Source organism: Leptospira ognonensis (assembly GCF_004770745.1).
Classification (GTDB): domain Bacteria; phylum Spirochaetota; class Leptospiria; order Leptospirales; family Leptospiraceae; genus Leptospira_A; species Leptospira_A ognonensis.
Window position 1 is genome coordinate 40727 of sequence record NZ_RQGD01000023.1, and the last position, 14603, is coordinate 55329.

At 40.2% G+C, this 14603-nt stretch carries 14 protein-coding genes; 13 read left to right on the forward strand and 1 reads right to left on the reverse strand.

The window, feature by feature from the left end; translation table 11 throughout:
• Positions 1-2: 2 nt before the first annotated feature.
• Positions 3-1175: a CapA family protein gene (locus EHQ58_RS08010; RefSeq protein WP_135623369.1), complete on the forward strand. Its 1173-nt coding sequence runs from the start codon at positions 3-5 to the stop codon at positions 1173-1175.
• On the opposite strand, the gene EHQ58_RS08015 is transcribed toward EHQ58_RS08010, so the two are convergent.
• The gene (locus EHQ58_RS08015; RefSeq protein ID WP_135623370.1) at positions 1127-1849 is read right to left on the reverse strand and encodes a hypothetical protein; all 723 of its coding nucleotides are present in this window, start codon (positions 1847-1849) and stop codon (positions 1127-1129) included. The genes EHQ58_RS08010 and EHQ58_RS08015 overlap by 49 nt on opposite strands.
• Before the next feature lie 157 nt (positions 1850-2006).
• Here EHQ58_RS08015 and rpsF point away from each other — a divergent pair, with 157 nt between their 5' ends.
• From rpsF to EHQ58_RS08075, 12 genes are all read left to right on the forward strand, one after another.
• Positions 2007-2282: a 30S ribosomal protein S6 gene (gene rpsF / locus EHQ58_RS08020; RefSeq protein ID WP_135623371.1), complete on the forward strand. Its 276-nt coding sequence runs from the start codon at positions 2007-2009 to the stop codon at positions 2280-2282.
• Positions 2275-2721: a single-stranded DNA-binding protein gene (gene ssb / locus EHQ58_RS08025; RefSeq protein WP_135623372.1), complete on the forward strand. Its 447-nt coding sequence runs from the start codon at positions 2275-2277 to the stop codon at positions 2719-2721. Before rpsF ends, ssb begins: the two co-directional genes overlap by 8 nt.
• A 66-nt stretch (positions 2722-2787) precedes the next feature.
• Positions 2788-3072, forward strand: coding sequence for a 30S ribosomal protein S18 (gene rpsR / locus EHQ58_RS08030; RefSeq protein ID WP_135623462.1), 285 nt, complete (start codon positions 2788-2790; stop codon positions 3070-3072).
• Positions 3073-3082: 10 nt separating this feature from the next.
• Complete coding sequence (rplI, locus tag EHQ58_RS08035; protein WP_135623373.1) at positions 3083-3529, forward strand: 50S ribosomal protein L9; 447 nt, start codon at positions 3083-3085, stop codon at positions 3527-3529.
• Positions 3530-3548: 19 nt separating this feature from the next.
• Positions 3549-4889, forward strand: a complete 1341-nt coding sequence (gene dnaB, locus EHQ58_RS08040) for a replicative DNA helicase (protein WP_135623374.1) — start codon at positions 3549-3551, stop codon at positions 4887-4889.
• 11 nt (positions 4890-4900) lie between these two features.
• Positions 4901-6706, forward strand: a complete 1806-nt coding sequence (gene aspS, locus EHQ58_RS08045) for an aspartate--tRNA ligase (protein ID WP_135623375.1) — start codon at positions 4901-4903, stop codon at positions 6704-6706.
• A gap of 105 nt (positions 6707-6811) precedes the next feature.
• Positions 6812-7726: a PhoH family protein gene (locus tag EHQ58_RS08050; RefSeq protein WP_210412796.1), complete on the forward strand. Its 915-nt coding sequence runs from the start codon at positions 6812-6814 to the stop codon at positions 7724-7726.
• The gene (locus EHQ58_RS08055) at positions 7723-10092 is read left to right on the forward strand and encodes an HD family phosphohydrolase (protein WP_135623377.1); all 2370 of its coding nucleotides are present in this window, start codon (positions 7723-7725) and stop codon (positions 10090-10092) included. Before EHQ58_RS08050 ends, EHQ58_RS08055 begins: the two co-directional genes overlap by 4 nt.
• 2 nt (positions 10093-10094) lie before the next feature.
• Entirely contained in the window at positions 10095-10568 is a 474-nt protein-coding gene (gene ybeY / locus EHQ58_RS08060; RefSeq protein ID WP_135623378.1) for an rRNA maturation RNase YbeY, read from the forward strand.
• Positions 10558-11310, forward strand: coding sequence for a DNA repair protein RecO (gene recO, locus EHQ58_RS08065; protein ID WP_135623379.1), 753 nt, complete (start codon positions 10558-10560; stop codon positions 11308-11310). The genes ybeY and recO overlap by 11 nt, the downstream gene beginning before the upstream one ends.
• Positions 11311-11558: 248 nt before the next feature.
• Positions 11559-13349 carry an arginine--tRNA ligase gene (argS, locus tag EHQ58_RS08070; RefSeq protein ID WP_135623380.1) on the forward strand — a complete coding sequence of 597 codons (1791 nt, stop codon included), beginning with the start codon at positions 11559-11561 and terminating at the stop codon, positions 13347-13349.
• Positions 13346-14596 carry a nicotinamide-nucleotide amidohydrolase family protein gene (locus tag EHQ58_RS08075; RefSeq protein WP_135623381.1) on the forward strand — a complete coding sequence of 417 codons (1251 nt, stop codon included), beginning with the start codon at positions 13346-13348 and terminating at the stop codon, positions 14594-14596. The genes argS and EHQ58_RS08075 overlap by 4 nt, the downstream gene beginning before the upstream one ends.
• Positions 14597-14603 lie beyond the last annotated feature (7 nt).

Consider the following 14603-nt stretch of genomic DNA (forward strand, 5'->3'; position numbering starts at 1 on the left):
TCATGTTTCGTTTTCTTGTCTTTGTATTCCTCTTTCTCTTAACATCGCATACGTATTTTCAAAGAAGTGTGCATGCAGATGTTCCAGAGCCTCCCGAGGATTATGAAGGAATCATCACTCCGCCTTACGAAGATTATTTTAGATATAAAACTTCGACGGGTAGTGGATATCGCATTAAGCATACGACAAAGATTTGGGTAGGCGGTGATGTAATGTTCAACTGGGGAGTTCGCGATGCCATGAAAGGGGAGGATCCGATTTTGCCTTTTCGGAGTTTTACTTCTCTTTTATACAATATGGATTATCGCATGCTAAATCTTGAAACACCGATTTTGCATAAAACTCCGACACTCGATAAACTGAAATCCTATGTCTTTTATGGGGAAAAGAAAGACCTTCGTGTACTCACTGCTCTACAAATTGATGGTGTTTTTTTAGGAAATAATCATACGATGGACTTGGGTGAGACAGGACTTAAAGATACGATACTCTCCCTTGAAGAATCTAAAATCAATTTTGCAGGTGCGGGTCGAAATGAGGAGGAGTCTCTTCGACCTCTTATATTCAAAAAAGACAATATTGAATACCGAACATTCTCTTTTTCAGATATTGGAGAAAATCGTTTGTTTGCGAGTGCAAAGTCAGCGGGTGCTGCCTATTTCCGAGTTGGAACGGCGGAAAGACTGATCAAAAAAGCGAAACTAAACCAAGTAAATATGCTTTCCCTCCATTGGGGTGTAGAATACAGTCCAGAGCCTACCGAGGTGCAAAGGAAAACAGCCAAGTATCTAGTTAATGCTGGTTATCAGGTTATCCTTGGTCATCATCCTCATGTTCCTCAAGGCATCGAAGTGTTTCCCAAGGGCATTGCCATCTACTCACTAGGTAATTTTCTTTTTGGATCAAAAAATTCTTATTTAAAGCATAACATATCCGTGGTATTGCACTTTGTTGGTACGGCACTTGTGTGCGCAGAAATTATCCCAGTTTTCGGAAAGCACCAAACATTACCAGGTGATCAATACTTTTTTCCCTTAGGCGGAGAGGAGTCGGAAGAATTTCTTAAAGAATATGCGCTTTTATGTAAAAATTTAGGAACTGAACTTGTAATTTCGGGAGGAAGGGGTTACGTCTTTTTGGATAAAGAACTAAAGGCCAATGTAAAACCGTATTGAAGCCAGGCTAGAAGCAGTCCGAGTGACATGAAACCAAACGCGATTTCAAGTAAACTGATTCGAATGAGAGAAAATAGGCCGAGAAAAAAAGCAGTCAAAAGTAAAACAGAAGAGATACGGAGTAACCAACCTCTTTCATATAACCAGAAATAAATGCCAACAATAGCAACATACAAGAGCAGACAGAACCATTTCAATTGACTGGTGGATTTCAAATATTCAAGAGAAGGTAACATTTCTTCTGCATTTTTAGAATCTAACAAATTTAGAATCAGAATGTTTTCGACTAAATCACAAAAGCCACCTATAATGAGTAAAACGACCATACAGAGGAAAATTTTTAAAAAAATCGATCTGACGCGCCTTCCCGCATAATGGCCCGTATATGCAAGAAATGCCATATAACAAAAAATAAACCCAAAATCGAAATAATTTAAAATTCGGTATTGATTGGTAAGGCCAGGGAACTCTTCGGTATCGATGGTCCCGATGATGTCCTGAACTTGTTTTGGAGTTTCTGCTGTTTCCAGAGCAATGATGGGGGAATGAAAACCAGAATGTGTTTCGGAGTAGGCTTCCGCAGGAGAAAAATGATTCAAAAAACCAGAATAAAGGAGGAGAAAAACACCGAGGCCCAGGCCCCAAATCTCTGGAAAGTTGATTTTCTCTTTCATTCTCTTAGAAAATACCAGGAAATCAGTCATTTCTAGGGAACCAAGAAGAAATTACATTGACCCTGGGTCCCTCTCGAAAAAACCTAATCCTATCACTAATTTTTATTCTTCTACTCCCATACAAAGTAGTAATGGGGGTATACCCATAGGAGAAACAATGAGAAACTACGAAATCACGAATATTCTTCGTGAAGGCGCTGTGGAAGAGGCGAAGACTGCCGTAAAAGACATTCTTGCTAAACACGCGATCACGATTCAGAATGAAGAAGACTGGGGTTCTAAAAGACTCTGGCACCCAATCGGTAACGACGAACAAGGTCACTTTACATTAATTAAATGTACTGGCGCACCGGCTGAAATCGCAAAGATTGAACACGAATTCAAACTAAACACGAACATACTTAAAACCCTCGTAATCAGATCCCATGGCTAATGATCTTAATAAGGTCCTGCTGATCGGACGCATGACACGTGATCCCGAGTTCAAATCGGTGAATGGAAGTTCTGTAGTGAACTTCTCTCTCGCAAGTAATCGTATTTATGTTTCCAATGGGGACAAAAAAGAAGAAACGAATTACTTCGATTGCGTAGCATGGGGTAAGTTAGCTGACATTCTTAAGCAATATGCAGGGAAAGGAAAGCAGGTAGCGATTGAAGGACGACTTCAACAGCAATCTTGGGAGACGCCAGAAGGAAAGAAAGCTTCGAAGATCCGCATTTATGTGGAATCTGCACAACTGTTAGGTGGCAATGCATCTAATAGCGGTGGTGGCCCCTCTGACCGTGGTGAGTCTTCCCCATCTACTTATGATTCCGGACAAAGTAGTGGTTATGATGAATTTTCTGCCGGAGATGAAGACATTCCATTTTAATAGGTAATGACAATGAGTGAACAACAAGAAGACAAAAGAATGGATTCCCGAGATAGCATGGAATCTATGGACGATGACGAGAAGGGTGGTTTTCGCGGTAAAGATGGCGAAGGCAAATTTGGCCGTAAGAATGCAAAATACAAAAAGAAAGTTTGCAAATTCTGTGCGGACAAAGCACTTCTTGCAGGTTTAGATTACAAACGTATTGATATTCTAGAAAGATTTGTAACCAACCGAGGAAAGATCATTCCTCGTCGTATTACAGGCACTTGTGCGAAACACCAACGAGTACTTGCTCGTGAGATTCGTAAAGCGAGATCGATCGTATTACTTCCACACAAGGTTCTTTAGGAGATACAAGATGAAAGTAGTATTACAAAAAGATGTATTGAATTTAGGAGATGCTGGTGACATTAAGGAAGTAGCGGACGGTTACGCTCGTAACTTCCTCATTCCCCGAAGACTTGCCGTTAGAGCTAACGACGGAAATACGAAGATGGCTATCCATCAGAAAAAACTTGCGAGTCTCAAACGAGATAAGCGTGTAAAAGTAATGAAGGATCTTGCTGCATCTATCGAAGGCCAGACGTATGAAATTAAAGTCAAAGTCGGCGAAAAAGACAAGATGTTCGGTTCTGTTACTGCGACTGATATCGCGAATGCGATGAAGAAATCAGGCATTGAACTTGATAAACGTAAACTTGATCTAGGTGAACCACTCAAAAACGTAGGCGATTACAAAATAAAAGTACGTTTGGCGGAAGGTGTAACTCCACAAATCCAAGTTAAAGTAATCGGAGAAGGTTAATTTCTTCTCCTAACCTTCTATGAATTCTAACCCTCTTCAGGAGATAGAATCTGAGAAGAACCTAATTGGCTACCTGCTTTCGCGCGGTGTTGCGGGGCAGGAAGACATGGGGCTCGCCCCCGATGATTTCTACCTAGAAAATAACAGAAGAATTTTTACCGCCATGCTGGATTTGATTCAGGATGGTGTGGCTCTTGATTTAATCACGGTCACAAGCCATATGCGAGAGAAACATCTTTTCAAAGATGAGGCTCGCGACTTAGAGTATTTAACTTCTCTTTATAAAGATACCGTACAGTCACAAACATTAGATTATTATATCAAGCGAGTAAAGCGAGTCAGCGACAGACGTAAGTATGTCGAAAGTTTAACTCTTGCCATAGACAAAGTTAAATCCGAACCCGGTGAAAATGATACGGTATTTAGTTTCATCGAACAGTCGCTTATGGACATCTCAAGACAAGAGAGATCCAAGGGACTTCGGAAAGTGCGTGAGGATGCCAATGATCTGATCGAATACCTGATGGCCGTGGTAAAAAACAGCCAAAGTGGTGGTGGTGTCAGCGGACTGAAAACTCACTACCACGGACTCGATTTGGCAACGACGGGATTAAAACCCCACGAACTTATGATTTTGGCAGCTCGACCTGGAAACGGGAAAACGACCTTTGCTTTGAATATCGCTTCGAATGTCGCCCTCAAAGAGCGAAAAACAGTCGCTATATTTTCACTTGAGATGAGCAGGCGCGAACTTTTGTTAAAGCTCTTAAGCGCCGAGGCACGCATTGACTCTTACTCCATGAAATCGGGATCCTTAACTCCGACACAAATGAGCCAATTAAAAGATGCAGTAGGTACTGTGACGACTGCTAGCATTTTTATAGATGACTCGGGATATTTAACAATTCAAGAATTCTCGGCGAGAATCCGCCAGTTGAGAACCACTGAGGACATCGGACTCGTGATTGTAGATTACTTACAGCTTATGAGCGACCCAAGGTCGGCACAAGGTGGAAGGCAGCAAGAAGTTGCGAGCATATCGAGGGGACTCAAACAGATGGCGCGGGAAATTGGTTGTCCAGTGATTGCGCTTTCTCAGATGAATCGTTCCATTGAATCACGTTCCAAAGACCAAAGGCCGCAACTTTCCGACTTACGGGAGTCAGGTGCCATAGAGCAAGATGCCGATATTGTCTGTTTTATCTACCGAGAAGAAATGGTAAAACCACCTGAGGAGCTTGAGGCTACGAAGAAGGGTATGGCTGAAATTATTATAGCAAAAAACAGAGCAGGGGCGACTGGAGATTTTCCATTGATGTTCAATCCGAAAATTTCTAGATTCGATAACGTGCCAATTTAAAGGAAAATAGTTTGAAAAACTGGATAGAACAAGAATATCGAAATAGAATCCAAGCAGAATCTGTAAATGATTCTCTTGTCGGCAAACGTCTGTTTTTTGCTGGATGGGCCTTCCGCTACCGCGACCAAGGTGGAGTGATCTTTGTGGATTTACGCGATCGCTCCGGTGTCATTCAAGTGGTATGCAGAAAAGAACTTTTGGGTGAAGAATTTTCAAAAGTTGAAAAGATCCGTTCTGAGTATGTAATCGGTGTGAGTGGAACTCTGGCTTTTCGTGATTCAGATTCCGTTAATCCAAAAATGGTTACGGGGAAATATGAACTCATAGTTGAAAAAATTGAAATCTTAAATGCTTCGAAAACGCCTCCTTTTGCCTTAGATGAATTTGATCCAACAGGAGAAGAGGTTCGACTCAAGTATCGTTATTTAGATATGCGCCGAGAAGAATTGAAAGAACGACTCATCAGTAGGCACAAATTGATTTTTGCAATCCGCCAATATTTAAACGATGAGTCGTTTTTAGAGATCGAGACACCCATTCTCAATAAATCTACGCCAGAAGGTGCGCGAGACTTTCTGGTTCCTTCTCGCTTAAACCAAGGGCAGTTTTATGCCCTGCCACAATCACCACAGCTTTTCAAGCAGATTCTGATGATTGGTGGTATGGAGCGATACTTTCAAATTGTAAAATGTTTTAGAGATGAAGATCTTCGTGCCGATCGCCAACCTGAATTCACCCAGCTTGATATGGAATTTGCATTTGTTTCAGAAGAAGACATTCGTCGTGAAATCGAGGCTATGTGGAAATTCGCACTTGATAAAGTTTTTGGCGTAAAGATAAACACTCCTTTTGAAACTATGCCTTACCATGTTGCAATGGAAGAATATGGAAGCGACAAACCAGACATACGTTTTGGAATGAAGCTTGTAAATGTATCTGAGCTCGTAAAGGATTCAGATTTTCAAGTTTTCTCTGGAGCCGTCACTACCGGTGGTGTTGTGAAGGTAATTTGTGTACCAGGCGGAGCTAATATTTCTCGGAAAGAAATTGAAGACCTCACGTCTTGGCTGAACCGAGATTACCGAGCCAAGGGACTTGCATATATGAAACATGGGGCGAGTGGCCTTGAGTCGACCATCACCAAACGTTTCAAACCAGAGGTTTTGGAAGCCATTGCCAAAGCAGTAGGATCAAAGGAAGGGGATATGCTCTTTTTTGGAGCAGATAGTTCCAAGATCGTTAACGCTTCGCTAGGCGCTCTACGTTTAAAGTTATCTGAAAAATACGATCCTCCTAAAACAGAATACAATTTTCACTGGGTTGTTGATTTTCCTATGTTTGAATATGATGATGCTTCAAAAACTTGGACTTTCTTACACCATCCATTTACCTCACCAAAAGAAGAACACTGGGAAATGCTGAGAGATTGGAAGGCAGGGAAAACGGTGGATCTATCCAAGATCGATGCAAAGGCATATGACCTTGTTCTAAACGGAACAGAAATTGGCGGCGGAAGCATTCGGATTCATAATTCGGAAATTCAATCTCTTGTTCTCGAGGCCATTGGCATTGATGAAGCCAGCGCCAAAGACAAGTTTGGTTTTTTACTGGAAGCGCTTTCTTTCGGGGCACCTCCCCACGGGGGAATTGCCTTTGGTATCGACAGAGTCATGATGATTCTCACAAAAGGTCAGTCGATTCGCGACGTAATCGCCTTCCCAAAAACACAAAAGGGACAGTGCCTGATGAGTGAAGCTCCTGGTTTTGTGGAAGGAAAACAATTAGAAGAGTTGAAATTAAGAGTCGTTACCATATAATATAGTCCTATGGATACCAGTTATACTTTCGAGAGTGAATCCCTCTATCAGGTGATTTGTGGAATCGGTGATTCGCAAATTCCCATGTGGGAAACTCGCTTGAAAGTGAAGTTGATTCCTCGTGGGAAATCATTAATCTTACAAGGAGATTCGGACTATGTGCGAGTGGCAGGTGAGACGTTCCAAAGATTGGAAGAAAATTTTCGAAAACGTCCCGACAAAACAAATTTCTCTGCATTTGACATTGATTATATGATCAACCAAGCAAAAGATACAAGCAAAGGTTGGCCGACTCCTGGTAGCAAAGAATTTGAAACCGATGGTGTTTCTGGAGATTGGTCACCAAAAGAAAAACTTTTTGTTACCTTCAAGGGCAAACCAATCTTTCCGAGGACAAAGAACCAAGAGCACTTTGTTGAAAGTCTCAAAAAAAATTATATCACTGTTGCCATGGGTCCTGCAGGGACAGGTAAAACGTTTCTTTCCATAGCCACTGCTTGTCGAATGATGCAAACAGGAGAGGTAGATCGTCTGGTTTTGACAAGGCCAGCTGTGGAAGCAGGTGAAAACCTGGGATTTCTACCAGGTGATTTGACACAAAAGGTAAATCCATACCTTCGTCCCATCTACGATGCGTTACATGAATGTATCGGATTTGAGAAGACAACTGAATACATTTCGGTAAATAAAATTGAAATTGCACCCATTGCCTTTATGCGTGGTAGAACACTTGCCAACTCTTTTATCATATTAGATGAGGCACAAAACTGTACCTTGCCTCAGCTAAAGATGTTTCTTACGAGATTCGGAAAAAATTCAAAAATGGCTATCTCTGGAGATGCGACTCAGATTGATCTAAGCCAGGGACGATCTGGATTGGAGAAGACAGTCCACACCCTTCGTGGATTAAATGGTATAGAAACTATTTTTTTTGGTCGCGAAGACATCACAAGGCATCATATTGTGGAAGCAATCGTCAGACGGTTTGAAGAAAATGAGGGGCTATTCGAAAAACGATGAAATCTATATTTGAAACTACAATGGCGAATTTAACTGACTTTTTAACAAGAGTTAGACCGGTATCAGTTGTACGTAATGTTCAAATTCTATTCGTTTTTCTAACACTACTTTTTGTTACCTATAATCTTTCTGTTCCTTTTTTCGGACAAAAGAAGATCAATACCAGCGTAGAAGGTGCCTTTTCCGAAGGAAAAATTGCGCCTGAGACCATCCAATCCGTTAAAGAATTTTATTATGAAGACGAAGAAAAAACGAAACAAGAAAAATTGAAGGCAACTTCAAACATCCCCTTTTCTTTCGATAAAGATTTTAACGTCCTAAGTAGTGGAATCGATGTGAATTTGTCAGAGGACATTGAAATTTTAAAATCGATTTCGACTGACGGATCCAAGGCGACGCCTGCACTCGTAAAAGACAAGATTTCGCGGTGGCGTAATAGAACCAATGAAGAGATACAGGCAATATTAGATTATCCGAGAAAGGATAAGTTAAAATCTTTCATTCAACAATATACAAATTTAATTTTTTCTAGATATTGCATTGTTAAGGAAGAATTAAATTTTCAAAAAGATTTAGATAAATCGGGCGCAAGAATTCGTAATCTAGGTACGCAGGAATCAAGCACGTCTATCGATGGAAGTCTCGTGATCCCAAGGTCGCAAATTTACAAAGAGGGTCCGATTCTTAGTACCTTACAAAGATTGGCTGAGGATAAGCTTCCGAATGTTTCTCCTATTCTGTTAAAGTCAGTTTCTCGTATCGGACTCTATTATATTTATTCTTATCCTGCTTGTGTATTTAATCCTGAGGAAACGGAACTCACAAGAAAGAAAGCCTCCGATTCTGTCACAGTGCAGAGAAGTCGGATCCAAGCAAATGAAGTCATCGTTCGCGCAGGTGAAGTGATCACGCCTGCAGTCAAATTAAAAATTGATATGATGAATTTGTATGCGACTAGAGCCAATATCGCCTCCATCACTTCTATTTTTATTTCACAATGTGTCTTGATTGCCATCATAGGATATTATTTGATTCGTTATCGCCCGAATCGCCTAAACGATTTATCAAGTAATCTTATCATTTTTATTACTATCTGGATCGTCATATTTGCAATATACATTGTGTCAAAGACATATTATGCGAATGATGTGGAATGGGCCGGTAAGTATTATTTCGGCTTGTTCGTTCCTATTGGGATGATATGTTTATTGCTTGGTTTTACTTACGATGAGCAACTTTCGATCGCCATAGGCTTCTTTCTTTCTTTTACTGTATTTTTTGCTTCGAGGTATAATCCCACTTCGTTTATGTTAGCATTCACGATAGCCGTCGTTAGTGCTGTTTACGGAAGGAGGCTTAAAAAACGGATCGATTTCTTAAAAGCTGGGTTTATTTTAAGTTTCGTTCAAGTATTGATATCCACGGCGGGTTATCTTTTCGATGGAAGAGACTTCTGGGTGGACAATCCCAATGCAAGTTTTTTCACAAATTTAATTAGCTCAAATGTATTTCACCTTGTCATGTTATGTATGATCAATGGTTTTGCAAGTGCGACCGCCGTTCAATTCATGCTTCCGATTTATGAATATATTTTTAACATACCTACTAGATTTAAATTGATTGAACTTGCCGATACGGGCCATCCTCTTTTACAGCAACTATTAACAAAGGCTCCCTCGACTTACACGCATACGTTTATGGTCGCGGCGATGTCCGAAAGGGCGGCACAGAATCTGGGTCTCAACTGGTTGCTCGTTCGTGTTGGTGTTTATTTTCATGATATTGGTAAAATTCCAAATGCAGGATTTTTTATTGAGAACCAACACTTGATTCCTAAGCCCGAACATATCGACAAGAATAATCCTTCTCTTGCTGCAAAGACTGTGATTGATCATGTCTTGGATGGCATTGAGATGGCAAAAAAAGCCCGCTTACCGAGAGAGATCATCAGCTTTATTCCAGAGCACCATGGAACTTCAACGATGGCTTTTTTCTATCATAAGGCGCTTCAGGATCTACCTGCTTCTGCTCGGAAAAATATTAGAAAATCTGACTTTCAATATCCAGGACCAATCCCTCAGTCAAAAGAAACGGCAATTGTGATGTTGGCTGATTCCTTAGAAGCCGCTTCAAGATCCTTAGATGAGGTATCTAACGAGAGTTTGGATGAATTGATTAGAAAGATTGTTAATTCTAAATTGGCAGAGAATCAGCTAGATCAGAGCGGACTCACGATTGGAGATTTGGAAGTTATCAAATCTAGTTTTAAAGAAGTTTTGATTTCAAGTCTGCACCAAAGACCAAAATATCCGAAGCCAGAAGATACGAAGGCGTTAGAGGCTTCTGGTCAGAAAAAGAAAAAATAAAAATGGGAGAAGTTGATCTCCAACTCCATTTTGAAGATGCTACGCAAAGTAATTTTTTTGAGGAATCTTTAATCTCAAAAAACTTAAATACAGTAATTTCTTATCTGTCTCCTAGTTTTTTAAAGGGAGCTGAACTTGATCTCTTGATTTGTGATGATGCGCTCATGCAGAAAGTAAATCGAGACAGGCGAGGATTTAATAAAACTACGGACGTTCTTTCTTTCCCATTGTTTCATCTGTATCCACCTATACCATACCAAATGATGGGAGAGATCATCATCTCCTTAGACACTTTGAAAAAACAAGCCATAGAAATTGGACATTCCGAATTGGATGAATTCTATCGGTTGTTAGTACATGGTGTTCTTCATTTGTTTGGTTATGATCACGAAACCAATGAGAATGATGCTATCCTCATGAGAGAAAAGGAAGATGAATGCTTAGCATTGATTTTTGATAGATTTCATGGCTCTTAAAAAAGAAAAGGGTATCGTCATTCAGAGTATGGACTTTGGAGATTCTGACAGGATGATTAGCCTTGCTGGGGAGGCCGATGTTAGGATGAAGTTTATATCGAAGGGCATTCGCAAATCAAAGCGAAGGGCAATTTCCTCAACAGAGCTAGGTTCGCTCATTGAAATTGATTATTATGATCAGGCAGAAAAGGATTGGAAATCGATCAAAGAAATCAATTTAGTCAATCGCTTCGATACTTTGAAGTCTACTTATCTGGGAACAATGCTAATCTTTTATTTCTGTGAAATGATAGCCACTTTATATCCAGAGGGGGAGTCCCATCCCTTCCTAAATCAAATTCTTGTTGGGTCTTTTGAGTATGCTGATCAAAACAAATTTACGATAGAGCTACTTCCTTTCTTCAAGTTGCGCGCTCTCGCCAATCTTGGTCACTTTCCCACTGAGTTTTTTTGTCATACCTGCGGTGAAAGCGTCTTACAAAAGAGGTCCGCAATGTTTGCATTGGAGACACGTGAATTTTTGTGTGGAGACTGCCATACACTGGCTAGAGACCAACTGCCGATGATCCGATTCTTTCAGACCATTTTGACACACAGGTTCTCGAAACTCATGGAACTTGAAACCAAAAAAGAGGCAGTCAAGGAAGCAGATTTGGTATTAAATCAATTCTTAAGATCCATTACAGGCAAAGAATTTAAATCTTACTTTGAATTTTATAAAACGATTGGAGACTCGTTCTAGTGAATCAGTTTCCCAAAACACTGCTTTTTCTGATGACTTTTTCTGTTTTTTTTGCCCTTTTGCAGATACTGCTAAAGGCAGAAAATGGCCGAAAAGATAGGTCAAGTCACAATCAGTTGACCTACATCCATAAAGAAACGATCCGAAAAGAATCTGAACCAATTCCCCTATTTATCAAACGATACCAGTATCAGTCTTTTGCTCTATGGGAAAAAAGTTTTCCAAATCAACAAAAAAAATAGTATAAAATGAATCCACAAAGCCTAATTAAAAACAGAGTATTACATGAACTAACGGCAGCTATCTCTGCAACATTGATGGAATTTTTTCCAACAGTTGAACTCTCTCAACTGAAGATTAGAATCGAATATTCGCGAGACGAAAAATTTGGAGATTATTCTTCTCCCTTTGCACTTGAAAACAAGAATGCCCTAGGAAAAAATCCCAAAGATATTTCTGAACTTCTAATTCCAAACTTAACGAAAAGTAAAATGTTTAGCGATGTCAGTTTTTCAATGCCTGGTTTTATCAATTTCCGTATCGATAAACAATTTCTTTGGGAGTTCATTCTCCATTTCCTGGACAAAGATCAAATTTATGCAAAAGTTTCCGATCCCAAAAAGATTTGTTTAGAATTCGTTTCCGCCAATCCAACCGGTCCCATGAACATAGTATCTGCTAGATCTGCCGCATACGGTGATTCACTTGCTCATCTTTTGGGTTCCATGGGACATCAGGTACAACGAGAATTTTATGTGAATGATTTCGGAAACCAAGTAAATTTGTTAGGTGTGGCAGTACTGCTTAGATATCTCGAAGCAAAAGGCGAAACCATCTCCTTTCAAGACGAGGAGGATGATCGATCAGTATATGAATTGATCGAAGCAAGGATTCTGCCAAAGGAAAGCTATCGCGGAGAGTATATTAAGGACATAGCGATTGCATATTCGCAAAATAATAAAGAGAGGGAAGATTTAGAGAAATACATTCAGGCAAAAAATTGGGGTGAAATCATAGAACGACTCTCCGTATATGCAGTTCAATTTAATTTAAGCAGACAGAAGGATGATTTAAAATCCTTTGGTGTTCATTTTGATCAGTTTTTTAGCGAACGTACATTACATGAAGAGGGAAGTGTTGATGCCGTTTCTGACTTACTAAAAAAAGATGACTTGAGGATAGATGAGGGAAAGTTATATTTTTTATCTACGAAATACAATGATGACAAGGATCGAGTCATCAGGCGCGATGATGGCAGGCCAACTTACCTGATGGCGGATATCGCATATCATATAAACAAATTCAAACGGGGGTTTGACGAACTCATTGATATCTGGGGACCGGATCATTATGGTTATATCGCCCGATTGAAAGGTGCCCTTGTATCCTTTGGTAAACCGGAAGATAGTTTTAAAGTTCTCATTGCACAGCAAGTAAACCTGATTGAAAATAAAGAAAAAGTTAAGATGAGCAAACGATTGGGAATCTTTCAAACCATGAACGATCTTCTTGCCTATTTAGGTAAAAATGCTCGCGATGTAGGAAGGTATTTTTTCCTTATGCGTTCGGCAGACATGCCCTTAGATTTTGATTTGGATTTAGCAAAGGACGAATCTGATAAGAATCCTGTTTTTTACATTCAATATGCTCATGCACGAATTTGTTCCATCAATAGGGAGCTGGGAGAATCGGATCTAATCTCCAAGAGTGAAATTTCAAAATCTGTGGATATGAATCTCATTCAATCTGAGGATCGAGCTAGATTGCTTTTTTGGATTGCTAGATTTCCCGAGGAAGTCTTCGATGCTGCCAGTTCTCTGGAACCTCATCGCATTACAAACTATCTCCAAGCATTGAGTAAGGCCTTTACGAAATTTTATGGGAATAAAGAGAATCGCATCAAAGACAAATTGGGAATGGAACGGGAAATGTTACTGCTTCTCATTGCCTGTGCAAAAATCGCCATTTCGCATGGACTTGCTCTCCTTGGGATCTCTGCTCCAGAAAAAATGTCGAAAGAAGAATCTGTCATCACATGAAAAATCTGCGAATCACGATTATTTCAACAGGATCAGAGCTCACTGCAGGAAGAAGTTCGGATACAAACTCGACATGGATCGCGGGTCAATTGTTTGAGTTGGGATGGAAGGTAAGAAATTTTTTAGTATTACCTGACGACCCGAAAGTCATTACCGATGAACTAAAGAATCTTAAGGAAATATCCATTCAAAATCCAGAGGAACCAGTACTTGTGATCATGACAGGAGGGCTTGGTGCAACTGAAGATGATTATACATTGCAGTGTGCCTTAGAACTGAATGATAAGAAATCGGAGCCAAGTGAGAAAGCAAGGCTCAAATTACAAAAGTTTTACGAAACAAGAGGGAAGTCCTATTCTGATATTTTACCAGTAGTTTTGAGACAGGTTTACGTTCCCGAGGGAAGTGTCACCTTAGATAACGCGAGTGGCCTTGCCGTAGGATTTGTCGAATCTTTATCAAATCAATCTTATTTAGTATGTATGCCTGGTGTTCCTTCTGAAATGAAGGATATGTTTAATAGGCGTTTGGTTCCCTTTTTAAAGAGAACCTATAGGAAGGAAAGTCTCTTTCAGGAAACCAGGTGGGTATGGAATATAGGCGAATCGCTTTTTCAGGCTGAATTCATTCCTCAGGTCTCTGATCTTCTCGCAGATGGAATGGAGTGGGGAGTAACGGCGCAAAAGGGTTTTATAAAGGCCATTTTTCAGTCAAAAGAAAAAAAACAAGTAGAGGAAGCAGCTCTCAGAGTCGAAAAATTTTACGGAAGTGAGTCCACATCTGATGTGTTTGCGAGTGTACATCAAAAATTGAGTATCGCTGGCTTACAGTTGTCAGTGGCTGAGAGTTGCACGGGGGGATTGCTCGGAAAAAAAATTACCGACCTGCCGGGAGCTAGTATCTATTTTAATGGTGGTGTTATTGTTTACTCAAATTCGCAGAAAACAAAATTACTCTCTGTTGATCCTGAAATCTTAAAGTCCCATGGTGCCGTTAGCGAAGAAACTTGTAAATCGATGTTAAATGGTCTAGAACAAATTTCAAATTCCGACTTATCTCTATCAATTACAGGTATTGCTGGCCCCGAAGGCGGAACTGAGGAAAAACCAGTCGGAACGGTTTGGATTGGCAGGAAACGAAAAGGAGCAAATGCGGAAGCATTTAAATACGTTTTCCCTGGCAATCGAGATACCATCCGTGAGAATGCTGCCAATACCGCCTTATTTTTGTTAAATCAAATTTTATAGGATATCA

Bases quoted from the DNA above. Each gene is read 5' to 3' on its own strand.
- ybeY (WP_135623378.1), top strand. From the start codon at position 10,095: ATGGGAGAAGTTGATCTCCAACTCCATTTTGAAGATGCTACGCAAAGT.
- rplI (WP_135623373.1), top strand. From the start codon at position 3,083: ATGAAAGTAGTATTACAAAAAGATGTATTGAATTTAGGAGATGCTGGT.
- EHQ58_RS08015 (WP_135623370.1), bottom strand. From the start codon at position 1,849: ATGAAAGAGAAAATCAACTTTCCAGAGATTTGGGGCCTGGGCCTCGGT.
- argS (WP_135623380.1), top strand. From the start codon at position 11,559: ATGAATCCACAAAGCCTAATTAAAAACAGAGTATTACATGAACTAACG.
- EHQ58_RS08055 (WP_135623377.1), top strand. From the start codon at position 7,723: ATGAAATCTATATTTGAAACTACAATGGCGAATTTAACTGACTTTTTA.
- dnaB (WP_135623374.1), top strand. From the start codon at position 3,549: ATGAATTCTAACCCTCTTCAGGAGATAGAATCTGAGAAGAACCTAATT.
- EHQ58_RS08075 (WP_135623381.1), top strand. From the start codon at position 13,346: ATGAAAAATCTGCGAATCACGATTATTTCAACAGGATCAGAGCTCACT.
- rpsF (WP_135623371.1), top strand. From the start codon at position 2,007: ATGAGAAACTACGAAATCACGAATATTCTTCGTGAAGGCGCTGTGGAA.
- EHQ58_RS08010 (WP_135623369.1), top strand. From the start codon at position 3: ATGTTTCGTTTTCTTGTCTTTGTATTCCTCTTTCTCTTAACATCGCAT.
- rpsR (WP_135623462.1), top strand. From the start codon at position 2,788: ATGGACGATGACGAGAAGGGTGGTTTTCGCGGTAAAGATGGCGAAGGC.
- ssb (WP_135623372.1), top strand. From the start codon at position 2,275: ATGGCTAATGATCTTAATAAGGTCCTGCTGATCGGACGCATGACACGT.
- recO (WP_135623379.1), top strand. From the start codon at position 10,558: ATGGCTCTTAAAAAAGAAAAGGGTATCGTCATTCAGAGTATGGACTTT.